Below are 24034 nucleotides of genomic sequence, written 5' to 3' on the forward strand. Positions count from 1 at the left end.
TCAGGCCAGCTTCAGCTCGGCCAGCGCGCGATGGTGGTCGGCCTGGTGCTTGAGCACGACACCGAGGGTGGCGCGCACGGTGGTTTCGTCGAGGTCTTGCAGACCCAGCGCGAGCAGGGTGCGTCCCCAGTCGATCGATTCCGCGACGCTCGGCAGCTTCTTCAGCTGCATCCCGCGCAGCACGTGCACGATCCGAACCAACTGGGCGGCGACCGAGGCGGACAGCTCCGGAACACGGCTGGCCAGGATGCGGCGCTCGAGTTCCTCGTCCGGGAAGTCCAGGTGCAGATAGAGGCAGCGGCGCTTGAGCGCTTCGGACAGTTCGCGCGTCGCGTTGGAGGTCAGCACCACGAACGGCTTGCGGCTGGCGGTAATCGTGCCGAGTTCGGGAACGGTGACCGCGAAATCGCTGAGCACCTCGAGCAGCAGACCCTCGATCTCGACATCGGCCTTATCGGTTTCATCGATGAGCAGCACGGTCGGATCGGCGCGACGGATCGCGGTCAGCAGCGGGCGCGAGAGCAGGAATTCCTCGGTGAAGACGTCGGCCTTGGTCTCTTCCCAGTCGTTCTCGCTGGATGCCTGGATCCGCAGAATCTGCTTGGCGTGATTCCACTCGTACAGCGCGCGGGCCTCGTCGACGCCCTCGTAGCACTGCAGCCGCACCAACTCCGCATCCGCGGTCTGCGCGACCGCCCTGGCCAGTTCGGTCTTGCCGACACCGGCCGGACCCTCGATCAGCAGCGGCTTACCGAGCCGATCGGCCAGGAATACCGAGGTCGCCGTCGCCTTATCGGCCAGGTACCCGGTCGTGGCCAGCCGTTCGATCACATCGTCGACCGAGGTGAAGATCGGCTCCTGCACTGCGCTTTCGGTACCCACGTAGCGTCCTTCCATTCATTCCCACCCCTAACGCTACGGGAGTACCCGAAGCAAGCGCTCGGCGGTTCTTACACCGAACGAAATCTAGACCGGCCGGATCTGGCCGTCACCCCAGACGATCCACTTGGTCGAGGTCAGTTCCGGCAGCGCCATCGGACCGCGGGCGTGCAGCTTCTGGGTGGAGATGCCGATCTCCGCGCCGAAGCCGAACTGCTCACCGTCGGTGAAGGCGGTGGAGGCGTTCACCATGACGGCGGCGGCATCGACGCGGTTGGTGAATTCGCGGGCCGCGGCCAGCTCAGCGGTGACGATGGCCTCGGTGTGGCCGGTGCCCCAGGTGTTGATGTGCTCGACGGCCTCGTCGAGATCCTTGACGACCTTGAGCGCGATATCGAGGGTCAGGTACTCCTCGCCCCAGTCCTGATCGTTGGCGGGCACCAGTCCGGGCAGGTCGCCGTGCACGGTGACGCCATGACGTTCCAGCGCCTCGATCAGCCGGGGCACGGCGGTGGTGGCGATCGCGTCATCGATGAGCACCGTCTCGGCGGCATTGCACACGCTGGGACGGCGGGTCTTGGCATTGATCAGGATCTGCTCGGCCATCTCCAGATCGGCGGCTTCGTGCACGTAGACGTGGCAGTTGCCGGTACCGGTCTCGATGGTGGGCACCTGCGCGTCGCGGACTACCGCATTGATCAGGCCCGCGCCACCGCGCGGGATGACCACGTCGACCAGGCCGCGAGCCTGGATCAGATGGGTCACGCTGGAGCGATCGTGGCTGGGCAGCAGCTGTACTGCGTCGGCCGGAATGTCCAGTGCGACAAGGGCTTCCCGCAAAACTGTGACGAGTGCGGCATTCGAGTGCGCGGCCGAGGAGGATCCGCGCAGCAGCGCCGCATTGCCGGATTTGAGCGCGAGTCCGAATGCGTCGACGGTGACATTCGGGCGGGCCTCGTAGACCATGCCCACCACGCCGAGCGGCACCCGGACCTGACGGATCTCCAGCCCGTTCGGCAGCGTCGACCCGCGCACGACCACACCGACGGGATCCGGCAGCCCGGCCACCTGACGCAGCCCGGACGCGATGCCGTCGATGCGCGCCTTCGTCAGCCGCAGCCGGTCCAGCAGGGACTCCTCGGTCCCCGCCGCCTGCGCGGTCGCGATGTCCTCGGCATTGGCGGCGAGCACGGTATCGGCCGCCGCGAGCAACGCATCGGCTGCCGCATGCAGCGCCTCGTTCTTCTGCGCTGTGGTCAGCTGTGCGAGCGCGCGCGAAGCAATCCGAGCCTTGCGCGCGGCATCGTGCACCGCTTCGCGGATATCCTGGCCGGTCGTCGTCCCTACCGTCATAGGTGACAGCCTACTGACCGGGCGAAGTGGCCTCAGCACCCATTCCCGCGAGTGCGCGGAGTCGACCAGCGCGTTCGAGCTCCGACCGCCCGCACCACGAGTTCGCTCAGCAACTGTTCTTACGGCCGCTGCCAGTCACCCGTCCAGACAGGTTGCCGCGCCATCAGGTCCGGCTCGCTCGCCGAGCGCAGTCGAAGCGTGGCACGACACGCTCCGCAGCACAGCAATATGGCTGCGCTCGACGGACCTCGATCACCTCAGAAGCCAGTCCCCCGTCCAGACAGGTTGCCGCGCTATCCGGTCCGGCTCGCTCGCCGAGCGCAGGTGAAGCGCTGCACGACACGCTCCGCGGCACCGCCACATGACTGCGCTCGACGGACCTCGATCACCTCGGAAGCCAGCTGGCGGCGGCACTGGTCCCCAGCTTCGTGCCATTCCGCCGGCAGGGCGCACCGGGGGCTCGAGGTCGGCAGGTGGCTCCCGCCGAAACATGCTGCGCGGCAGGGCAAACCGGCATATCGGCTCGGTCCGGTCCGAGTTCTCAGCTTTGACGAGCCGATACCTTGCATATCGGACCGAACGGTGCCTGGTCCCAATAGATACATGAAGGAGACCCCGAGTGAACAAGGCGGCAAGGTGGCTCGCCGATCAGTGGCGGATCTGGATCACCGTGCTGGTCGTGGCCGTGGTGGCGGGTATCACCGCGGTCGTGTGGGTGAACCGGTCGCCGGTGCAGCCGCAGGAGGTATCCGCGGTCGGCGGCCGGTTCCGGATTTCGCACCGGCTCGACTCCACTCCGGTGCCACAGTGGACATTGCGCGCTGCCGACCTGTCCGACGAGCCCGGTGTGGTTCTGCTGGCCGCGCCACAGACGCTGCATCGTTATTACGGCTACGGCGCACCGATGGACGCCGGGACGATGATCGTCGCGGCAACCGCCGTGCCCGGCGGGCCTGGGCCGGGTGAAAATGCCGGACTTACCGTCGGTCGGGTGCGGATGCACGGCATCGATCCGGACACCGGCCAGGTGCGATGGACGACCGATGTCGGCGAACTCCTCGGGTGCCAGGAGCAGGTATTCGACGGAAAGATCGCCTGCCACGACACGAATCGGGTGTTGATCATCGAAGCTGCCACGGGCGCGGTACTCGCGGACCGTGCGACCGACTTCGAGGTCATGGACGTGGCGGTACGCGACGGCGTGGTTTCGGTAGCCGGCCGAACCGCGGACTGGATGACCGCTGTCGTCACGCAAGGGACCGTTTCCGCAATCGACGCCACCTGGCGGCGGACCTATCCGACGCCTGTTCCCGGCGACCCGGTCAGGCCCAGGATCGCGCAGGACTACTTCATGGACGGGCACGACCATGACGTTCGCGTCTACGATCTGCGCACCGGCGAGTTGCTGCTTACCGGACCCGTTGGCTACACGTTCGACGGCGGAATTGTCGCTGCGCAGGTGATCGAGCGCAGCGGGAGCGCGGGCCGGGTCACGCTGCTCGACCGCAATGGCCACCCGATCACCGAGGTCAGCAACCCCAGCTTCGTCTTCGACTGGTACCCGACCGCGACCGCGACGCCGCCGCCGATCCTCACCGGCGAAAGTGCCTACGAGCGAACGACAGGCCGGGTCCTCTGGACCAATGCGGAGACCGGCATCGACGAGTACTCCGGACGCCAGAGCGCGATCGAAGGAGTAGTTGGTAACACTGTGATCGTCCGATCGCTCGATGGCACACAGCTCGCCGGTCTCGATCTCACCGACGGACACCGAATCTGGCAGCAGCCGACGCCGTTCGCGAATGCCTCCCGCTACTCCCGCAACGACGGCATAACCGACGCAAGCCATCTCATCCTGACCGACGGCACCACCGTGCACGCGATCGACGCTGGAGACGGCTCGAGCGCTTGGTCGATGCCGTTACCGCCCAGCGGTAGGCCCAATTTTCGCTCGGCGGTGAAGGCCATGGGTGGCCGCATGGTCACGACGACCGCGCAGGAGTTCACCGGATACGCTGCGGCATAAGATCTTCGACATTCAGCGGCAGATCTCGGTGGATTCGAACCGAAGGCGGCCCAGCCGTCGGCGTCGCCGCCGAAAAGCCTTCGATCACCGCCACCAACAGCGGCGGAAGCCATGCGGATCCGCTTGGCTCCACAGACATCGCCGACAGCCCGAACGGCGATACCCGGATCACCGCAGCGGTATTCAGCACCGGCGAACCCGGATCGGAATCCGAGTTCCTGATCGTTCGGCCTGGTCCGGCCGGGCTCGCCCCGCTTCGGCTGCCGGACAGCGGTCGGCGACAGTCGCTTTCGTCCTCACCGGGATCGGCGGCTGACCCATCGCGCACCGATTGTCGGCGATCGCAAGTGCCCCGAACCGCCGCGCCGGCAGCTGGTTCCGGCCCATACCGGTGCGGGTCATCCAGGTGAACGATGCTGGTCAGTCAGATCATGCGCCGTTGCCCCCCGGGCCGAGGGATTCAACCCAATATTCGTGCCGTACCGCGTCCCACAACCGCGCCAGTTCCGGGAACCGCTCACGGACCTGCACCAGATCCGGCGCGGCGACGACGCTCGACATCGAAATCAGCGGCTTCACTTCGGATAGATTGCGCACCAACATCATTCGAATGCAGCAATTGTCGATACGCCAGATCGCCTGCCAGCCGTCCACCTCGGTGCGATGCTCGCTCATCCGGGACCGACTACCCGTGGCCACCGCTGTCCGCGCCCGGCAGCCCTAGTTCGGTCAGTTTGTCCAGCACCTCACGCAGGGTCTGCAATCTCGGCCCATCGCCCGCGTGCACTTGGTTGTCGAGGGGTGGGAACTCGAGCCCCCTCGCGGCAGCACGCTCACGCGGCGTCAACGACTCCGGCGCAAGGCGACCCGCATCAACCAGCGTGTAGTACGCCGCCGCTTTCCACACGCACCGGCCGATCCGACAAGCGCGATGCTGGCGCATCTGCTCGTGCGCCAACTCGATATCGGCATACCCGCAAACACTCGGCGGTGCCAGGATCGTGTCCTCCCTCATCACGCCGCTCCCGTCTCAACGGTCGGGTGCGCGACCCTGGCCCATGTGGTTGCGGGACAGACCGTTTCGAGATCGAAGTCCTCACACACCCGCGCCGGTTGATCGTCGACCTGAGCCAGGTCGTAGACCACGATCGCGGCCACACAAAGCCCGGCTGCGATGCCGAGGGCGTACCCGATCGGATCGGGTGTGTCCTGCGGCGGCCGTATCGTGTACACGTATTGATAGCCCAGTAATTGAGCGTGCTGCATCACCGCGCTCGCGTGCCTGGGTGCGGCGAGTCCGGACACTTCACCACGCACGAATCCGACAGCTTTCGGCGTGTCGAAACGCCCGTTATCTTGTTCTGCCACTTGATTCTTCGTCATCGCTCCGCCCCTTCGGTCGATGGATTACGGTGGGTGGCGGCCGAGCAGGTCTCGTTCCTCAGTAATTCCCATCGCGAACGCCGTCCACAGCACAGCAGCAGCAATCGCTCGATACCAAGAGAAAACGAGAACTCGATTGCTATTGCTTCAAAGCGCCAGAACGGGGCTCGGTTCCACGCTAGATACAGGCTCGGTTTCTGACCCGATGTGACTCGATTCCAGGAGACCCTCGTGACAATCATCGACGACGACAGCCCGTCATCAACCCTGCCGCGCCGCCAGCTCGGACGGTTCCTTCGCGAGCGCCGCGAAGGAACTGGATTCACCATCGCCGAAGCGGCCAAATTGGTAGATCTATCGCGAGCTGTACTCCAGCGGATCGAGACTGGACAAATTCAGAAGGTCCGCCAACAGGATGTGCATGCGCTATGCGAGGTGTACGACGTTGCAGAAGACGAGACCGCGATAGCAGTCGATCTGGCGGCGCGGGGTCGAGCCAAGACCTGGCACCACGTATACGGCGGGTTGTACGGCAGCGCCTTCACCATGTACATCGGACTCGAAGCAGCTGCCCGTCGGCTGAGCACCTACCATGAGCAACACCTCCCCGGTCTGCTCCAAACAGCCGAATACGCACGAGCAATAATCCGCGCGTTCCCCGAATTCACCAGCTCCGAAGTTGATCGGCGCGTCGAGCACCGGATGAAACGGCAAGCCATTGTCACCCGGAAGACGAATCCTGTGCAGATGGAGGTTCTGCTGCATATTTCGGCGCTGCATCGTGTTATCGGTGGCCCGCGCGTCATGGCGGCACAGCTGAGGCACGTCGCCGAGCTGTCGAAGCGGCCGAACATCACCGTACGAATAGTTCCGTACAGTGCAGGCTTGACATGGGGAATGCCTTTCGGCCCGTTCATCATCCTGGATTTCGACCGGCCCGCCAAGGGAGACCCCGTTGAACCTCCCATAGTGTTCATAGAGGGCGGAGCGGCCCAAGACGTCTACCTCGAGAAGCCCAACGAAGTTCGGTTCTATCATGAGCTTCATACAGCCATCCAGGGTGTATCTCTGGGTGAGATCGAGAGCAGAAACCTGTTGCGGCAGATAGCGAAGGAGCACGAACGTGGTGAACGCTGACCTGTCCGAGGCGAAGTGGTTCAAGAGCAGTCGCAGCGAAGGCGACGCAAAATGCGTCGAGGTGGCCTGGCTCGACGCAGGCAAAGTCGGCGTCCGCGACTCGAAAAACCCAACTGGCCCAGCACTGATATTCACTCCCGGCGAGTGGGATGCTTTCACCCAGGTAATGAAGGGGCACAAGGGTGGTCAACGTTAAGCGATCCGGGTGAACTGGTTCAAGAGCAGCTACAGCGAAGGCAGCGGGCAATGCGTCGAGGTGGCCTGGCTCGACGGAGGCAGAGTCGGCATCCGCGACTCGAAAAACCCAACCGGCCCAGCACTGGTATTCACCCCCGGCGAGTGGGACGCCTTCGCAGCAGGCGTACAAGACGGTGAGTTCACCAGTCCCACCGCATAGCAGCTCCCCGACGACAGCCAACGGCCTCGGTCCCGCACGTAACGGACTGGGGCCGTTACCATTTCAGCCGACTGCATCGACATCGCCCACTAAGCGCTCACGAGAGAAGCTTCGAACCTGCGCGCGTAGACACGCCACAGCCATTGCTGTCCGTTGTCAGTTGATCTGACCGAAATCAGGCGAGCGAGCTCCGAATCACCTTGTCGTGCACGAGATGAACGATTCCACCGCATCTCGCCATCAATCAGGTCGGCGAACTCCGCCCGTCTCGGGGAGGCCGGTGCTCACCGACGCCCGGCTGAGGCCGATAGCGCTGGGCTTCATCGCATCCGACACGTTGACCAAATATTCGTTCAGCAGTAGCGTGTGGCCGAAGCGACCATGAACAGGCGGATACGGATGATCGACTTCACCGACCAGGTTGTCATCGTGACCGGAGCCGGTCGCGGACTCGGACGACTCTATGCTTTGGAGCTAGCCGAACGCGGTGCGTCCGTTGTCGTCAACGATCTCGGCGGCAGCATGCACGGCGCGGGCGCGGGCGCGGACGCGAGCGTGGCCGACCGGGTCGTCGCGGAGATCGAGGAGGTCGGCGGGCGGGCCGTTGCTTCGCACGAGTCGGTGGACAGCCTCGAGGGTGGGGCGGCAATCGTCGAGAAGGCGGTTGAGACCTTCGGTCGCCTCGATGCCGTGGTGAGCAACGCAGGCATCTTCAACAGCATCGCATTCGAGGATATGACGGCCGCCGACTGGCGCCGCATGCTCGATGTCCACCTCGACGGTGGCTTCTATCTGAGTCACGCGGCCTATCGCGTGATGAAGGAACAGAAATACGGTCGGTTCGTGTTCATCTCGTCCTCGGGTGGCATGTTCGGACAACCGATGGAGTCGCACTACGCGGCCGCCAAGGCCGGTCTCGTCGGGCTGTCCAATGTCATCTCGATCGAGGGAGCACAGCACGGCATCAAGTCCAATACCGTCCTCCCGTTCGGGTTCTCGCGCATGGTCACCGAAACTGTCGGAGATCCGAAAGCGCTGGACGCCTTGGGATTTCTGAAGGTCATCAAACCGGAGCTGGTCGTACCCATGGTCGTGTTCCTCGCGAGCCGGGACTGCGATCTGACCCACCACAATTACTCCGCCTGCGCAGGCCGGTTCGCGCGCGTGTTCGTCGGCCTGGGCGAGGGCTGGCTGGCGGATCCGGACAGCGACCCCACCGCCGACGATATCGCTGCCCACCTGCCGCAGATCTCGGCAACCGAACCGTTCACCGTGCCCGGCTCGATCTTCGAGGAAGTATTCGCCATCTGCGAGCGCCTGGGCGTCAACGCTCTTCAGTAGCAACAGCTTCCGCCACCATTCGAGATCGCCCCGGGCGTTCCGCAACTGGACGGTCGCCATGATGCGCAGGGCGCCGAACCGATCCAGCACAAAACCACCCACCGCCCCTTCTTCCGAACCGAGCTTGCTCGCATCCCCGTCGATAACCGCCAACAGATTTGCAATCAAGTGAGCTGGTGCCGCGTCCAGATGGCTTCTGAGGTACTCGAGATCCGTCGATGTCTTATGGCGGTGCCGCAGGACGTGTCGTGCCGCGTTTCGACTGCGCTCGGCGAACCAGCCGGACCGAAAACACAGCGGAGCTGTGAGAAGGCTTGGGCCCCTGTTGGGGTGGGCTCCGGTGGGGCGTTCAGCGATTCCCGGCCCGATTTTGCTCGACGGCGGCCACGAAATCCGGGTGCGCGGAAACGATCAGCTGGTCGGCTGTTTCGTTCATCCAGACATCGGCGAAATAGCCGGAGCGACTCCAGTACAGCATCGCCACCAGCAACGCGATCGGCATGCATCCGGGCGCGATCGCGAAAGCCAAAGGTATATAGAGCGGTTCGAGTTCGAGCGCCCGTGCGATGAGAACGGCCGCGATTGTCAGTGGTACCGCCAGCAGTGCCAGCAGCGCGATTCGACGGAAGCGCCGGACCTCGTGCAGACAGACCTCGCAGGCCGGGCAGTCGAAGCGGACGCGCGCCAGGACGGGTTCCCGCCGCTTGGGTTTCATGGAGCGCAACATGGCTCGCGGTGTCGGCAGCTCCGATAGTGGGCCACTGGAATTGACTGCGCAGGAACGGGTCTCACTGGCGGTCAGACCGTGCTCGCTGCACAACCCCGGCATCGGCTCGGTAAGAACGAGCTCCATCGGTGCCGCCGCGAAAATCGGAATCCAATCCGGGTTGACCTCAGTGTCGAAGACCACCCGCGCCCTGGTCACTGCAGCCACCCGCGCTGCTGGCGGGCCCGGAAGTATTCGTCGTCCTCGTCGTCGTCATCAGTCGGGGATACGATGCGATCGCGGTTGGGCTTGCGGGTACCCGGGATGACGGCGTTCCCGGCGGGCGCTGGCCGGTCCTCAGGAGGTGGCGTCGGCCGGTCCGATGGCCGCTGGTCCTCCAGCGGTTCAGACCGGAGTCGCACCAACTCGGCTTCGCCTTGGGCGGCCAGCCGTTGCCGTTCTTCCTCCGGCATATCCGCGAACTGCTGCATGGCGGCGGGCAACGTGCGATCGAGCACCCGATTGAATGCCTCGCTGTGCATCAATTCGCGTGCGCTGCCTTTGCCTTCGAGAACACCGCGCAGCTGCTGCTTCAATTGCGGATCGGTGGCGGTATCCATCAGCACCCGAATCGCCCGGGACAGTTGGCGCGAGGCCCCGAGATCGCCGTGGGCCAGATCATGAATCGGCTCGGGCGCGTTCAATCAGGCTCCAGGGTGGTCGTAGGTGGCGGTGGGCAGGCTCGGCATATCGGCGGACTCGACCACCGCGACCACGCCGAAACCGACCCCGGCGATGGCCTCGAGTGCGACATACGCGGCGTTGAATTTCTCGACCAGCAGGCCCCATTCCGCGATCACCTTCACTGTGGTCGCGGTGGCGGCGGCGACCAGGGCCGCCGTCGCGAAAATTCCGACGCCGCTGAGCGCGGAAGCCTTGGCCGCGGCCCACTCGATCACCGCCATGGTGCCCCAGTCCAGCAAGGTCTGCAAGGCATTACTCATGGCGGTGGAGAGGTGGTACGCCGTCGATGCGAAGCGGTTGATCTCGGTCGCCATCTCCTTCAATGGCTCGACCTGCGCGGAAATGGCTGTCGAGAGCTCCGTGAAATAGGCTTGGGCACTGGTCGCCGCATTGCCGTCCCACGTCGCGTCGACAGTCGTCGCGGCGGACTTGACCGATTCGGAGAAACTCGCGCTGTAGGAAGCCAGGTTTTCCACCGCCTTGCCCGCCTTCTGCAGGGCCTCCCAATCACCGGAGATCTTGGTGGTGAACCACTTCAGCGGGTCTGTCCCGAGGACGTTTTCGCACCACTTACAAACCCAATACCACGGCGAAATAGCGTTCGAGGTGATGAGGAACTCGAAACTGTCGTTGAGCGGGTCCTCGAGCGAAGGTTCCGCCAGATGCTCGGACGGCGTCTTCGTCATCAGTTGCTGCCTGTGGGGTACGTGCGGTCCAACTCGTCGGCGCGCGCGTGGTCGGTGGTCCGGTAAACCTGCGCGACCTTGGTCAATTCGGTCGCCGCAGCCTCGGCGAGGGTGCCGAGGGTGGCGTAATTGGGCTTCAGCTTGTCGTGCGCCTCGGCAACAGCGCTCAGCCCGGTACGGATGAGCCCGCCGTCGCCCCACACGGTGTTGTCCAGGACCAGCCACTTGTCCAGATAGGTCGCGACATTCGCATTGGCCCCGGCCAGCGTCTTCAAAGCCGCGGCGAACGTGTCCCCCGCGGCTGGATCGACTTTGAATGTCTCCGACATCGGACCTCCCCTCTCGGCCGTGCGCCGGCCGCTCTACACCCAAGCACCTTCACACAAAATTCCTGCTCGGCGCAACTTCGCCGATATCTCGGGCGGCGGCGCGTGGCAACCGTCCCGACTGCGGACGATCTGCGGCACCCCCGTGCGCGGCTCGGTGCCCGTGGGCCACTCTGATCGTTTAGCGACCCGGGTTGGCTGACCTGTGAAAACGCTTGGGCCACTGTTGTGGTGGTTGCCAGGAGTTCGTCGTCGATGCTGGTTGGGCGATGGTGTCGTGGGTGCGGAGCTGAACCGGCGATCACGCGGGAAACGATGAGCGAGATCTGCACCGAGACCGCCGAACCGACTCCGCCCGAGGTGGGCGAAGATTCGGCCCGTAGAGTGGGAATGGTTGCGTCGCAGCCGATTCCGGATGGATCGCCGCTCCGGTTGGTGCTGGTGGCGCAGGCCCTCCACGTTTCCCTAGTCGTGACATGCCCGGCTGATCCCATCGATCTCGTTCAGGATTTGCCGTAGAAAAGCACGGGGTGGGCGGTCGGAAGTCTCCGGGGCGGCGAGCAGGGCTTCCACGATCGGCGCGAGCGCGGGGGCGCTGTCCACGGCCACTCGGAGGAGACCGAGTTCGGCGCAGCGGGAAAGTGCCGGAGTCAGGCAGGCGATCGCCTGATCGGTTCGTCCGGCAGCGGAAAGGCAACCGCCGTATAGCAATTGAGCCTGTAGAAGAGCGCGGGGGCGAGGTTGGGTACGGATTTCGGCAAGGATCTGTTCGGCGGCGACGACGCAGCGCTCGGCGGCGGACGGTGACTGTTGAGCGAGTAGGAGACGAATGGCCGAATCGTGGGTGAGTTCGGCGGTGATCGCGAGTGGGTGGTTCGGTTGCCGCTGGTACGCGGGCAGGTGCTCGAGCGTCTGCCGGTCTGCGTCGGTGATCGGCAGACCCAGCCGTACCCGCTCGTTCACAATGCGCGCGCTCAGCCGTGGCAGGGGGATATGCTCCGCGACCATTTGCCCCTCGTCCAACTGTCTTCGTGCGGCATCGAGATCGCCGCGCATTGCCACCAGCCTGGGACCGGTCCCATAGGTGGCGATCAGGAATTCCATGGCGCCTGCCGCGACACCGGGGCCGAATGCCAGCAGCTCGGCGGCTTCGGCGTATTGCCCCTTCTGGTAGAGCAATTCACCGAGCAGCCCGCTGGCCATCCGGGTCGCGTGGGATTTGCTGCCGGTATTCCGGGCACGGGTGAGCGCGGAGCGGAAGAGCGCCTCGGCGCCGGCGATGTCGAGTTCTTCGGCGGCGGCTTGGCCCGCGATACAGGCGCCGTAGACCACACCTGCGGGGCCGTTGATGCGCGTCCGGTAGGGCTCGGCCCATGCGTGCCAGCGGCGGGCACCGGCGAAGTCGAAACGATAGTAGGCGGCCGCTTCCGCGGTGGTGGCCGCGACACTGGCAAAGAACGGGCGCACCGGCTGCTGCAGCCATGCCTCGGCGGCAGCCGGGAAATCCTTGAACCGGTCCGTCACAAGGTATTCCGCGGCTCGTGTCACATCGGCCTGGATGCGCAGATCCGCGGTCCCGGGATCGTCCGGCGCGGCGGTCGACAGTGCCGCGTCCACGCGATCCAGCGCGGTCCGGGTTGCGACGGGGCGCTGCAGCGAGATGTTGGCCCAGGCCACCGACAGTTGCAGTTGCGGATCGGCAACCGTGATCTCGGCGGGCAGCTTCTTCACCAGGCCCAGGAAGGTGGCCATGCGGGAATCTTCGATGAGCTCGTCGGCGTGTTCTTGCACCAGTTTTTTCGCCTGCTCGGCGACCCCGGCCGCGAGTGCGTGATCCACGGCTTCGGTGAGCATTTCGTGCTCGGCGAACCAGGTCGACGCGATCAGATGGAGCTGTTCGAGCAAGCCGGGGTGCTGCTGGATCAGTCTGCGGCGCAAGAAGTCCGCGAAGAGCGCGTGATAGCGGAACCACCGCAGTTCGTCGTCGACGCTGCGCAGGAACAAGTCTCGGCGCCGGACCTCCTCGAGCTGTTCCTGCCCGGACCGCACTCCGGTCAGCGCCTCGGCGAGATCTCCACAGATGGTGTCGGTGACGGCGGTCCGCATGACGAACTCGAGCATCGTCGGTTCGAGCTCGGCGACGACGTTTTCCATCAGGTATTCGCCGATGGCGTAGTGCTGCCCCGTGATCTGGTCCAGGTAGCCGCCTGGATCCTCCTTGCCGCGCAGTGACAGTGAGGCGAGTTGCAGAGCCGCCACCCAGCCCTCCGTCGACTCGCGCAGCCGGTCGACGTCGGCGTCGGAAAGGTGCAATCTCTTCGCACCGACCAGGAAATCCGTCGCTTCCCCGGAATCGAATCGCAGTGCGGTCTCGTCGATTTCCACCAGTTCGTCCTGAACGCTCAGGCGCCCCAACGGAAGACCGGTGCGAGTGCGGCTGGTGACGATCAATCGCAGGTAGTCGCCCCCGTTGTCGAGCAGGAACTCCATCGCGGCGAGGGTCGCCGGACTGGTCACCTGGTGCCAGTCGTCGATCACGACGGCAACGGGCTCCGCACTGTCGTGGATCTCGTTGATCAGGGCCGTCATCACCTGCTGCGCCGCCGCGGCGGAATGCTCCTCGAGAATCTGTGTCAGTTCGATCGCCAGCGTGGGACGAACCTGGCGAATCGCCTCCACCAAGTGGCTCAGGAACCACACGACATTGTTGTCGTCCTCCGCGATCGCCAACCAGGCCGCCCGGACGCCGTCCACGTCGAGCTCGTGCGCCCACTGTGCGGCCAGGCTGCTCTTGCCGAAACCGGCCGGGCCATGAATGAGGACCAGCCGCCTGGATTGTCCCTCCCGTAAGGTTTCCAGCAACCGCGGGCGATTCACCAGCCGGCGCAGCGTCGTCGGTGGACGGAACCGGGTCTTCGGGGCCGACTGCGGCGGCAACGCGATTGCGGCGGCCGACATTGTCGACGAGATCGGCCGACCGCCCGCGACCGACACGGTTTCGACGGATCCGTCATGCTCCGGGGCGGCCATCGTGTCCACCGGCAACCCGCAGGAGAACTGCGCGGTGCGCAACCGCTCGCCGAAGTCCCGTGCAGTGACCGGGCGCAGCGCGGGGTCGGCGGCCATCGCGGCCTCCAGGATGGCGCACACCATTGCCGGTACCCCGGCGGATCGCAGGTCAGGGACGGGTTCGGAGGTGATGCGCACGAACTGCGCCACCATCGACTCGCCCGCCTGGCGCTCGAACGCGGCGTGGCCGGTGAGCGCCGCGAACAGCGTCGCGCCCAGCCCATACATATCGGAGAGAACCGACGGAGGTTCGCCGCGTATGACCTCCGGAGCCGTATAGGCCGGGGTCCCCGCGACGAGCCCGGCCGCTGTCTCGAACGCGCCGCCGACGCGCGCGATACCGAAATCCGCCAACTGCGGTTCACCGTAGTCGCTGATCAGCACGTTAGCGGGATTGACATCGCGATGGATGACGCCGGCGGCGTGCGCGGTCGCCAGCGCGCCCGCCAGCTTCACGCCAACGGCCAATACCTCCTGCCACGGCAGGGGTCCGTCCGCGCGAATCCGCGCGTCGAGTGAGCCTCTGGGGTGGAAGGGCATCACGATGAACGGCCGGCCGGTCGGGGTGACGTCGGTCGTGAGCACCTGGACGATGTTCGGGTGGGTCGAGAACTTCCCCAGCGCTCGTTGTTCGCGCAGGAAGCGGGTCCGGTCTTCGTCGTCGACCGTGGATCCGAGAACCTTGACCGCGACGTCCCGATCGAGTGCGGACTCGGTACATCGGTACACGATGCCGAATGCGCCGCGGCCGATCTCTTGGGCATCGGCGAACCCGGCCGCAGCCAGTTCCGCTGCGATACCGAAAGTCAGGTCGCGTTGCGTCCCCTCGGCCTTACCGTCGGACACCCACCGCTCACCCGATCACAGGCGCAGACTTCCCGGAAATTCGCGCGTTTGCGGCGGCCTGGCACTCCGACCGCACCGCGAGCGACTCATGTACTCACCTCTCGAGGCGAAAACCAGCTGGTCTCGATAGGTCGATCATAAGCCGCGACGACGGGAGCAGCGTGCCTGTCATCGAACTGGCCGCGCTGAGGTGGGCCGAGTCCGTCCCCAAGCGGGCGAGGGCGGATTATCTTGGGACTCATGCCCACCATGCCGGATCGGATACCGGCCGAGGGTGCCCACGATGCGTTGATCGGGCACCTCGAGGCCCATATGGTTGCCCTGACTTTTGTGGACAATGCCGGGATAACCAGGGTGAAGACGGTGCCGAAGGGGCGGTTGGCACATGCCGCCAAATTCGGGATCGGAGTGTCGCCCTGTTTCGAGACGTTCACCTTCGATGATCTGATGTCCGTCGGGCGGTATCTCGGCGGGCCCGATGGTGATCTGCGGCTGATTCCCGATCTGTCGCGATTGACCGAACTCGCCTGTCAGCCGGGGTGGGCCTGGGCGCCCGCCGATAAGTACACCCAGGACGGCACCCGCTTCGTCGCCTGTCAGCGCGCCTTCGCGACCCGGCAGGCGCAGGCGGCGCAGAACGCCGGGCTCCGGATTTCGATGGCATTCGAGACGGAGTGGTCGGTCGGGCGCGGGGATGTCGAAAACGATTTCGTCCCAGCGGTATTCGGACCCGCCTACAGCTTGATCCGGTTGAGCCAGGTGGGCGAGTACGCCAGTGATCTCGTCGCGGCGCTGGAGCGTCAGGAGGTCGCCGTCGATCAGTTCCATCCGGAGTACGCGCTGTCGCAACTGGAATTGTCGGTCGCGCCCAATGATCCGGTCGCTGCCGCCGATGACGCCATTCTGGTGCGGCACACCATCCGGCAGGTGAGCGCGCAATACGGTTGGCGGGCGCTGCTCGCGCCGTGTATCGAGCCCAGCGGTGCGGGTTCCGGTGCGCACCTGCATTTTTCGCTGCACGACGACGATGGACCGCTCTTGGCACAGGGCGAGGGACCGTACGGCATGCGCCCCGCGGGCGAGGCGTTCCTGGCCGGTGTGCTGCGCGAACTGCCCGGATTGGTCGCGATCGGCGCGGGCAATCCGGCGAGTTTCCTGCGGCTGCAACCCTCGCGGTGGGCCGGAGTCTGGCAGTGCTGGGGCCGGGAGACGCGGGAGGCGGCGCTGCGCTTCATCACCGGCGTGCAGGGCACCGAGGAATGGGCAGCCAATGCCGAGATCAAATGTTTCGACGCGACCGGTAATCCGTATCTTATCGTTGGTACGGTCATTGCCGCCGGACTCGCCGGTATCGCCGAGGAATTGCGTCTGCCCGCCGAAATCAGCGGCGATCCAATGGGATTCGATGCCGAACACCTGATGCTGTCGGGTGTGCGACGGTTGCCGACCAGTTCGATGGAGGCCGCCGACGCACTCGCGGACTCCAAGGTGCTCGCCGAGGCACTCGGCGTCGAACTGCACGACGCGCTGCTCACCGTGCGCCGCGCCGAGGCCGAACGTTATCGGGATATCAGCCCGGCCAAGGTGATCGAGATGACCCGCTGGCGGTTCTAGCGTGCTCACCGATGGTGTCGCACTGACCGATCACCATTGTCACGGCGTCGTCGCCGCGGATCTGGACCGCCCCGGCTTCGAGCGTCTGCTCGGTGAAGGGCAGCGCGGCACCTTCGATTCTGCCATCGGTCTTGCCGTAAGGCGTTGGTGCGCACCGATTCTCGACCTGGAGCCGCATGCCGATCCGGAAAGATATCTGGCGCGCAGGGCCGAACTCGGCTGGCGTGAAACGACCACGCGGCTGCTGCGCGCCTCCGGCACCACGCGATGGTTTCTCGATACCGGATTCGGCGGCGGCCGAGCGGAATTCGCCGCGGTCGCCCCCGGCGAGGTGCGCGAGATCGTCCGGCTCGAACAGATAGCCGAACAGGTGATCGCCGAAGTCAGCATCGCGACAATGCCTTTCGAGGATATCGAAACCACATTGCGCGGTCGGGCCCGAAATGCCGTCGGCCTCAAGACAATCGTGGCCTACCGCTATGGTCTGAACTTTCCCGTCACCGATGCCCTGCCATCGACGATCATCCACGAACTGCGCCTCACCGATCCGGCGACGCTCGGCTGGCTGGTCGGACTCGGTGCCCGCATCGGCGCGGAGTTCGGCCTGCCGCTGCAGTTCCACACCGGATTCGGCGATACGGATCTGCGGCTCCAGCACACCGATCCGCTGCTGCTCACCGACTTCCTGCACGCCACCGCGGGCTCCGGACTATCGGTCATGCTGCTGCATTGCTGGCCCTTCCACCGCAATGCGGCCTACCTCGCGCACGCCTTCGACCATGTGCACTTCGACCTCGGCCTGACAATCCCCTACGTGGGACAACGAGCCGCGGCGGTACTCGGCGAAGCGCTCGAACTCGCGCCGTTCCGGTCGATGCTCTACTCCTCCGACGGCTACGGACTCCCCGAGCTGCACTACCTCGGCGCACGGCTGTGGCGGCGCGGTCTCGGCCGCCTACTGGACGAATGGATCGCCGACGACGCCATCACCCTCGCTGATGCCGAAGGGCTCGTCATCGCGATCGCCCGCGGAAACGCCGTGCGCACCTACCCCTAGCGTGCGGCGGCGATGGCGGCGTCGAGTCCGTTGGAAAGCTGGCTGGAGTCGAGTTTCCTACCGTTGACGAAGACGGTCGGAGTGGCGTTGACGTCGCCGTTGAGGACCTGCTCGGTCTTGTCACGGAGATAGGTGTCGTATTTGCGATCGGTAATGCATTGGGCAACCGACGGGTCCGTGTAGCCCGCGTTCTTGGCGATCTCGACGAGTTTGCTGTCGGGCAGGCCAGTGCCGCCCTCGGCGGGCTGCTGTTCGAACATCGCGGCGAACCAGCCCTGATACTTCGAATGGTCTTGTCCAGCAACACAATACGACGCGTTCGCGGCGCGGGAGGAGTACTTGGTGCTGGAGGCGCGGTCCAAGAACGAAATGACGTCGTACTCGATGACCGCCGTGCCGTTCTTGGCGGCGTCCTCGAGCGTCTTGGCATTGCGTTTCTCGAATTGCTTGCATGCGGGGCACTGCAGGTCCGCGACCACGCGAACGACGACCTTCGCATTCGAATCGCCGACGCGGACCGCACCGGTGGCGGTCACGCCCGCCGGGGTCGTCCCGGAACCGGCGCCCGCTGCCGTCGCGGCACCCGAAATGACGTTGCTCTTCTGCACCACAACGACGCCGACCACGCCCACGACGACGAACAGCACCGCGGCGACCGCCACCAGAACGATGACAGCGCGGTTGCTGGACCGGGGCGGTGACGGCGGAACGGCCCATCCCCCCTGAGGGTTGCTCACGGTACCTTCACCATGCTTTCGCTCGCCGAAAAGTTCCGCTCCGCACGATAGCGGTCGCCGAACGCGGCATGCACGTCCGGTCGCGCGCCGGGACGCCGCACCGCCGATTCCTGTCGCCAGGTTCTCGAATATTGAAGTGCGCACAGCCCTGCGTGAATCTAGCGTTGATAGGGAACAGACCGAACAAGATAAGGACGCTTCCCATGTTTCCCGTCGAGCTGCGCGGCACCAGGGCGCAGACGCTCATGTGGGCCAACGAGCACGAAATCGAGCAGTCCGCGCTGCGGCAGCTGCGGAATATCGCGCAACTGCGATGGGTCCACGGCGTCCGCGTCATGCCCGACGTGCACCTCGGCAAGGGGGCGACCGTCGGCTCGGTGATCGCCATGCGCGATGCCGTCGCACCCGCGGCCGTCGGCGTGGATATCGGCTGCGGCATGGAGAGCGTGAAGACCGACCTCACCGCCGCCGACCTGCCGGACAATCTGCATTCGCTGCGCTCGCGCATCGAGGCGGCGGTGCCGGTGGGGTTCCAGGCCCATAAGAATGCGGTCGACGTTGCGAAGTTGGGCACGCAGTTCGCCGCCTCTCATGGTGAGCTGGCCAAGCATGTCAGTGGCTGGGCGCGTTTCTGGTCCGAGTTCGGCTCGCTGAATCCTGGCGTGCAGGCACTGGAGTCCAAGGCGCACAGGCAGATCGGCTCGCTCGGCTCCGGCAACCACTTCATCGAGGTCTGCCTCGACGAGCACGATTCGGTGTGGATTCTGCTGCACTCCGGTAGCCGCAATATCGGCAAGGAACTCGCCGAGCGGCATATGACCGTCGCGCGCGCACTGCCGCACAACCAGGACCTACCTGATCGCGATCTAGCCGTCTTCCTGTCCGGCACACCGGAAATGGAAGCCTACCGGCGCGATCTGACCTGGGCGCAGGAATACGCCGCACGCAACCGCGCTGTCATGCTGTCGCTCGTATGCGGTGCCGTGCGGGCCGAATTCCCCGGACGCGAGGTGCTTTTCGACGACCCGATCTCTTGCTTCGCTGGAGAGACCTCGGTCATGACAGACCAGGGTTGCCGCCCCATCGCGGAACTCGCGGGTGGAATGCAAACCTTGCTTACCGAGGGCGGCGAGTGGGTGAAGGCACCCGTCAAGTCCTTCGGGCAACAACCACTCTGGGAAGTGGTAATCGGACGCTATGGACAAGAGCGCACCATCCGAGCAACAGCGGACCATCGCTGGTTGCTTCGGCCGAAGGTGGCACACAATCGCGCCGAAGCAATCACTTCGGAGCTGCGCGGCGGGGACCGTCTTGCTTACACCTTTCCGAAGCGCGCGGATAACCTTCAACCGTCGCGTGAAGGTATCGCCCGAGGCTTTGTGTACGGAGACGGCTCCATCTCCGGCGATGCGCTGGCTCATGCCAACTTCTATGGTGCGAAGGACCAGGCCCTTCTGCCCTACTTCGACACCACCGAGCGCTTGCGGACCTATCACTACGTGTACTCGACCGACACAATGCGGAAGACGCACGTGGGGTTGGACGAGGTTGCCCTACTGCGAGAACAAGGCCGGACGGTCCAAGAGTTCAAGCGGCTCGGCGGACTCCCGCGCGAGTGGAAACGCGAGTACCCGGCGCTCGACGGCTCCACCTCCGACCTGTACGGGTGGCTCGCCGGCTATTTCGCAGCAGACGGGGAGGTCGGCAGGACGGGCCGTCCAGCTATCTGGTCTGCCAATCGCGAGGATCTCGAATTCTTCAAGGCCGCCTGCGATGTACTGGGTATATGGACCCTGCCCATTCGGAAGAAGGTCCGCAGCGGATTCGGCAAGTGCGAGACCAACATATTTGTCATGGGAATCTCGCGCGGAGACCTCACTTCCGAGTTTTTCGTACATACAGAACACCGCTCACGGTGGACTGCCAACAATAAGGCCGTAGAGCGACGTGGTTGGATCGTTCGTTCGGTCAGCCCAACTACGGATGTGGAGGAGGTCTATTGCGCTGTTGTGGAGCACACACACTCATTCGCCCTGGCGGGGAACATCCTGACCGGAAACTGTCACCACAATTATGTGGCGGAGGAGGAGATCGACGGTGTGCCGATGCTGGTCACCCGGAAGGGTGCGGTGCGGGCGGGCGCAGGCGATCTGGCATTGATTCCGGGTTCGATGGGCACACGCTCATATGTGGTGCGCGGCAAGGGAAATCCGGCCTCGTTCCAGTCGGCATCACACGGTGCGGGTCGGCGGATGAGCCGGAATGCGGCGAAGAGGCAGTTCACCGTCGCGGACCTGATCGCGCAGACCGAAGGTGTGGAATCGCGTAAGGATGCGGGTGTGGTCGACGAGATCCCGGCCGCGTACAAAGACATCGACGAGGTCATCGCCGCACAGAGCGATCTGGTCGATATCGTCGCGACGTTGCGTCAGGTGCTGTGCGTGAAGGGGTGAGACGTGGCCGAATTGCGGTGAGTACAACCGCAATTCGGCCCGAGTGAGCTCAGCGATATCCAAGGCGCCGCGTTGCCATATTGCGGAGTCGCCACTTGCGGACCGACACGCCGGAAACTGTACGTCCCCGAATTTCGGGCAGAGCCGAATTACGTTCAACAACAACGCAATTCGTCATGAAGGTATTCAGCGTCGCCGCATCGTACCCGCGACGCCCGCACCGAGCAGCAAGACGCCGAGAATGAATGCGTATCCACTCGTCACCCAGGTGATCAGTGCTAACCGCATCTCATCGGACAACATCGGCAGGTCGTCGTGAATGATCCGCCAGGTGTCGTCCGGGAACAGGAAGTACACGAATCCCGGCACCACACCCCAAACCAGACCGGCCAGCACCGTTCCGGCCGGTGCATACGCGGCGAGCGCCGCCACGAGGAGCAATAGAAGCGCGCCACCGACGATCTGGAACGTCGATCCCGCCCGATTGGCCGCGGATCCGAGAATTACCCACTGCCGGGTATCGAGCGCCGCATGCGCGGCTAGTCCGATCCCGACCGGGGTCACCACCAGACCGGTCAGTATGCCGAAAACGGTCCGCCCGAATCCACCGGTACTGCGGAATTGAGCACCGGGTGGCGCCCATCCCGGCGGCGGCTCGTAGTTGGTCATGGCTGCCTCCTGCGCGGTCCCACGGTGCGGAGCAATGATCTCACTCTATTGTCCGTTGCCCAGGGATATTTCGCCGTTTCGGCTGCGGTGCCGGTCGCCGGTGAGTCGTAACTCGCCGCCCCGCACTCGCCCGTGACTATCGCGGGCATTCCCGTCGACGTCGAAACGTTTCGTCGCGAATCCACCAGGGTGCGCCCTCTGGCGACGCCGGAGATTATCGGTGTCTACCGGTTGCGCGAAGGGACCTTCGATCCGCCGAGCATTTCGTCGAAGGGATACCGCGCGGCACGGTCGTCAGTATCGGTGTCGGTGGCATCAGGCACGATGGAGCGCATGACCACCGCGGCCGGTACTTCAGCGATCGACCTCACCGCGCCCGATCTGCGGGAACGGGCCGAAGAGCTGCTGCGCGACCTCGCGGGACCGCAGGCGGGACTGCGCGAGGATCAGTGGACGGCGATCGAGGCGCTGATCGTGCAGCGGCGGCGGGCGCTCGTGGTCCAGCGCACCGGCTGGGGTAAGTCGGCGGTGTATTTCATCGCGGCCAAGCTGCTGCGGCGGGCGGGGCGTGGACCCACCGTGATCGTGTCGCCGCTGCTGGCGCTGATGCGCAACCAGGTCGCGGCCGCCGAACGAGCGGGCGTCGTCGCGGCGACCATCAACTCGGGCAATGTCACCGAATGGGATGAGATCCACGATCGGGTGGCCGCGGGCGCGGTGGATGTGCTGCTGGTCAGCCCGGAGCGACTGAACAATCCGGACTTCCGCGACCAGGTATTGCCCAAGTTGGCCGCCGACGCCGGACTGGTCGTGATCGATGAGGCGCACTGCGTCTCGGACTGGGGGCACGACTTCCGGCCCGACTACCGCCGCATTCGCACGCTGATCGCCGATCTCGGGTCCGATGTGCCGGTGCTCGCCACCACCGCGACCGCCAACGATCGGGTGGTCACCGATGTCGCCACCCAGATAGGTACCGACACGCTGGTACTGCGGGGAACCCTGGATCGTGAATCGCTGCACATGTCGGTGGTGCGTTTCGATGACGCCGTCGAGCGCACCGCATGGCTCAGCGGACACCTCGGCGAGTTGGCAGGCTCCGGCATCGTCTACACGCTCACCGTCGCCGCCGCGCACGACCTCGCCGACGTACTGAATTCGCACGGACACAATGTCGCCGCCTACACCGGGCAGACCGATACCGCCGAACGCGAGGCGCTGGAGGCGGCGCTACTGAACAACGAGGTGAAGGCGCTCATCGCCACCTCGGCGCTGGGCATGGGCTTCGACAAACCCGATCTGGGTTTCGTGGTGCACGTCGGTGCGCCGTCCTCCCCCATCGCCTACTACCAGCAGGTGGGTCGTGCCGGTCGTGGCACCGATCGCGCCGAGGTGGTGCTGCTGCCCGGTCCGGAGGATGCCAGGATCTGGAGTTACTTTGCCTCCGTTGCCTTTCCACGCGAACACATCGTGCGCTCGGTACTCGACGCACTGGATTTCGACCGGGCCATGTCGACCGTCGCGCTCGAGCCCATGGTCGAGCTGAACCGCTCGCGCCTGGAAATGGTGCTCAAGGTGCTCGATGTGGACGGCGCGGTGCAGCGGGTCCGCGGTGGCTGGATCGCCACCGGACAGCCGTGGGTCTATGACACCGAACGCTACGAACGTCTCGCCGCGGCCCGCGAGGTCGAACAGCAGGCGATGATCGACTATCAGCGCACCACCGGCTGCCGGATGCAATTCCTGCGCCGCCAACTCGACGATCCGGGCCTGCCCGCACTCGAGGCCGACGCGCCCGGTTGCGGCCGCTGCGACAACTGCACCGGGACTCGCCTCGATACCACCATCGACTCCTCGGCCATCGCCGCGACCCGCGCCCGGCTGGACCGTCCCGGCCTCGATCTCGCCCCGCGTAAGCAGTGGCCGACCGGGATGGCGAAACTCGGTATTCCGTTGTCCGGCAAGATCACCAACGGCGCGGAGACCGGACGCGCGCTGGGCCGGCTCACCGATCTCGGCTGGGGTCAGCGCCTGCGCGCCCTGCTGGACGCGCCCGACGATCCGGTTCCGGATGCGGTCTTCGATGCCTGTATCGCGGTGCTGCGCGAATGGAATTGGACGACGCGACCGACCGCGGTCATGGCCCTCGAATCGCACCGCTATCCGGTGCTCACCGCCACCCTCGCCGCCCGCCTCGCCGAAGTCGGTCGTCTGCGTGACCTCGGTACCTTGCAATTGCGTCCGGACCGGCCGCCGGTATCCGCGGCGAACTCGGCCCATCGGGTGGCCGGATTGTTCGACTCCTGGCTGATCCCGGACCTGAGTTCGGTGGACGGTCCGATCCTGCTCGTCGACGCACTCTCCGATACCGGATGGACGCTGACCGTGGCCGCTCATGCGCTGCGCAACGCCGGGGCACCAGCAGTGCTGCCGTTCGCACTGGCCAGCCAGACCTAGTCGGATTCGCTCGTAGTCGGCACATGCTCGCGGACGACGAGAGTCCCGGCCGCCATCCGGAGGCTCCGCCCGCATCCGCGAACACTGCCGTTTGCCAGTCGATAACTAACAAACTGGCGAATATTTGGCTAACTAATGCTTCGGACCCGAAACA

20 protein-coding genes and 2 pseudogenes are annotated in these 24034 nt (G+C 65.1%); 10 read left to right on the plus strand and 12 right to left on the minus strand.

The window, feature by feature from the left end; translation table 11 throughout:
• Together ACQPZ2_RS35705 and ACQPZ2_RS35710 are read right to left on the minus strand one after the other, a co-directional pair.
• The gene (locus ACQPZ2_RS35705; protein ID WP_433522440.1) at window positions 1-882 is read right to left on the minus strand and encodes an AAA family ATPase; all 882 of its coding nucleotides are present in this window, start codon (window positions 880-882) and stop codon (window positions 1-3) included.
• Between the two features lie 84 nt (window positions 883-966).
• A complete protein-coding gene (locus tag ACQPZ2_RS35710; protein WP_433522441.1) occupies window positions 967-2232 on the minus strand; it encodes a glutamate-5-semialdehyde dehydrogenase in 1266 nt (421 codons plus the stop codon).
• A 619-nt stretch (window positions 2233-2851) separates the two neighbouring features.
• On the opposite strand from ACQPZ2_RS35710, the gene ACQPZ2_RS35715 reads away from it, so the two are divergent.
• The gene (locus ACQPZ2_RS35715; protein WP_433522442.1) at window positions 2852-4258 is read left to right on the plus strand and encodes a PQQ-binding-like beta-propeller repeat protein; all 1407 of its coding nucleotides are present in this window, start codon (window positions 2852-2854) and stop codon (window positions 4256-4258) included.
• Between the two features lie 429 nt (window positions 4259-4687).
• Here the strand turns inward: ACQPZ2_RS35715 and ACQPZ2_RS35720 are convergent, their stop codons facing one another.
• The 3 genes from ACQPZ2_RS35720 to ACQPZ2_RS35730 are packed head-to-tail and all read right to left on the minus strand — an operon-like array spanning window position 4688 to window position 5641.
• The gene (locus ACQPZ2_RS35720; RefSeq protein WP_433522443.1) at window positions 4688-4933 is read right to left on the minus strand and encodes a hypothetical protein; all 246 of its coding nucleotides are present in this window, start codon (window positions 4931-4933) and stop codon (window positions 4688-4690) included.
• A gap of 10 nt (window positions 4934-4943) precedes the next feature.
• Window positions 4944-5273 (minus strand): hypothetical protein, encoded by a 330-nt coding sequence (locus ACQPZ2_RS35725; RefSeq protein WP_433522444.1) that lies wholly within the window; start codon window positions 5271-5273, stop codon window positions 4944-4946.
• A complete protein-coding gene (locus ACQPZ2_RS35730) occupies window positions 5273-5641 on the minus strand; it encodes a hypothetical protein (RefSeq protein ID WP_433522445.1) in 369 nt (122 codons plus the stop codon). The genes ACQPZ2_RS35725 and ACQPZ2_RS35730 overlap by 1 nt, the downstream gene beginning before the upstream one ends.
• Before the next feature lie 231 nt (window positions 5642-5872).
• Between ACQPZ2_RS35730 and ACQPZ2_RS35735 the strand changes: the two genes are divergently transcribed.
• From ACQPZ2_RS35735 to ACQPZ2_RS35750, 4 genes are all read left to right on the plus strand, one after another.
• Entirely contained in the window at window positions 5873-6778 is a 906-nt protein-coding gene (locus ACQPZ2_RS35735) for a helix-turn-helix domain-containing protein (protein WP_433522446.1), read from the plus strand.
• The gene (locus ACQPZ2_RS35740; RefSeq protein ID WP_433527611.1) at window positions 6768-6974 is read left to right on the plus strand and encodes a DUF397 domain-containing protein; all 207 of its coding nucleotides are present in this window, start codon (window positions 6768-6770) and stop codon (window positions 6972-6974) included. The genes ACQPZ2_RS35735 and ACQPZ2_RS35740 overlap by 11 nt, the downstream gene beginning before the upstream one ends.
• A gap of 9 nt (window positions 6975-6983) precedes the next feature.
• On the plus strand, window positions 6984-7175 hold the full coding sequence (locus ACQPZ2_RS35745) for a DUF397 domain-containing protein (RefSeq protein ID WP_433522447.1): 192 nt from the start codon (window positions 6984-6986) through the stop codon (window positions 7173-7175).
• A gap of 399 nt (window positions 7176-7574) precedes the next feature.
• Window positions 7575-8516 (plus strand): SDR family NAD(P)-dependent oxidoreductase, encoded by a 942-nt coding sequence (locus tag ACQPZ2_RS35750; protein ID WP_433522448.1) that lies wholly within the window; start codon window positions 7575-7577, stop codon window positions 8514-8516.
• Between the two features lie 349 nt (window positions 8517-8865).
• On the opposite strand, the gene ACQPZ2_RS35755 is transcribed toward ACQPZ2_RS35750, so the two are convergent.
• From ACQPZ2_RS35755 to ACQPZ2_RS35775, 5 genes are all read right to left on the minus strand, one after another.
• The gene (locus ACQPZ2_RS35755; RefSeq protein WP_433522449.1) at window positions 8866-9441 is read right to left on the minus strand and encodes a hypothetical protein; all 576 of its coding nucleotides are present in this window, start codon (window positions 9439-9441) and stop codon (window positions 8866-8868) included.
• On the minus strand, window positions 9438-9926 hold the full coding sequence (locus ACQPZ2_RS35760; protein ID WP_433522450.1) for a hypothetical protein: 489 nt from the start codon (window positions 9924-9926) through the stop codon (window positions 9438-9440). The genes ACQPZ2_RS35755 and ACQPZ2_RS35760 overlap by 4 nt, the downstream gene beginning before the upstream one ends.
• Entirely contained in the window at window positions 9927-10652 is a 726-nt protein-coding gene (locus ACQPZ2_RS35765) for a WXG100 family type VII secretion target (RefSeq protein WP_433522451.1), read from the minus strand.
• Window positions 10652-10981, minus strand: coding sequence for a type VII secretion target (locus ACQPZ2_RS35770; RefSeq protein ID WP_433522452.1), 330 nt, complete (start codon window positions 10979-10981; stop codon window positions 10652-10654). The genes ACQPZ2_RS35765 and ACQPZ2_RS35770 overlap by 1 nt, the downstream gene beginning before the upstream one ends.
• A gap of 462 nt (window positions 10982-11443) precedes the next feature.
• Window positions 11444-14893 (minus strand): protein kinase domain-containing protein, encoded by a 3450-nt coding sequence (locus ACQPZ2_RS35775; RefSeq protein WP_433522453.1) that lies wholly within the window; start codon window positions 14891-14893, stop codon window positions 11444-11446.
• A 240-nt stretch (window positions 14894-15133) separates the two neighbouring features.
• On the opposite strand from ACQPZ2_RS35775, the gene ACQPZ2_RS35780 reads away from it, so the two are divergent.
• Complete coding sequence (locus ACQPZ2_RS35780) at window positions 15134-16507, plus strand: glutamine synthetase (protein ID WP_433522454.1); 1374 nt, start codon at window positions 15134-15136, stop codon at window positions 16505-16507.
• Between the two features lies 1 nt (window position 16508).
• On the plus strand, window positions 16509-17564 hold the full coding sequence (locus ACQPZ2_RS35785) for an amidohydrolase family protein (protein ID WP_433522455.1): 1056 nt from the start codon (window positions 16509-16511) through the stop codon (window positions 17562-17564).
• Here the strand turns inward: ACQPZ2_RS35785 and ACQPZ2_RS35790 are convergent.
• Complete coding sequence (locus tag ACQPZ2_RS35790) at window positions 17561-18301, minus strand: DsbA family protein (protein WP_433522456.1); 741 nt, start codon at window positions 18299-18301, stop codon at window positions 17561-17563. The two genes, ACQPZ2_RS35785 and ACQPZ2_RS35790, sit on opposite strands and share 4 nt — an antisense overlap.
• A gap of 203 nt (window positions 18302-18504) precedes the next feature.
• Between ACQPZ2_RS35790 and ACQPZ2_RS35795 the strand changes: the two are divergent.
• Window positions 18505-19338: pseudogene (locus tag ACQPZ2_RS35795) on the plus strand (RtcB family protein); the annotation flags it as partial.
• A gap of 1020 nt (window positions 19339-20358) precedes the next feature.
• Window positions 20359-20754 (plus strand): annotated as a pseudogene (locus tag ACQPZ2_RS35800) (RtcB family protein); the annotation flags it as partial.
• A gap of 186 nt (window positions 20755-20940) precedes the next feature.
• Here the strand turns inward: ACQPZ2_RS35800 and ACQPZ2_RS35805 are convergent.
• On the minus strand, window positions 20941-21423 hold the full coding sequence (locus ACQPZ2_RS35805) for a hypothetical protein (protein ID WP_063047099.1): 483 nt from the start codon (window positions 21421-21423) through the stop codon (window positions 20941-20943).
• 324 nt (window positions 21424-21747) lie between these two features.
• Here ACQPZ2_RS35805 and ACQPZ2_RS35810 point away from each other — a divergent pair, with 324 nt between their 5' ends.
• On the plus strand, window positions 21748-23880 hold the full coding sequence (locus ACQPZ2_RS35810) for a RecQ family ATP-dependent DNA helicase (RefSeq protein ID WP_433527612.1): 2133 nt from the start codon (window positions 21748-21750) through the stop codon (window positions 23878-23880).
• The last annotated feature ends 154 nt before the right edge of the window (window positions 23881-24034 follow it).

Source organism: Nocardia pseudovaccinii (assembly GCF_050942345.1).
GTDB lineage: Bacteria > Actinomycetota > Actinomycetes > Mycobacteriales > Mycobacteriaceae > Nocardia > Nocardia pseudovaccinii.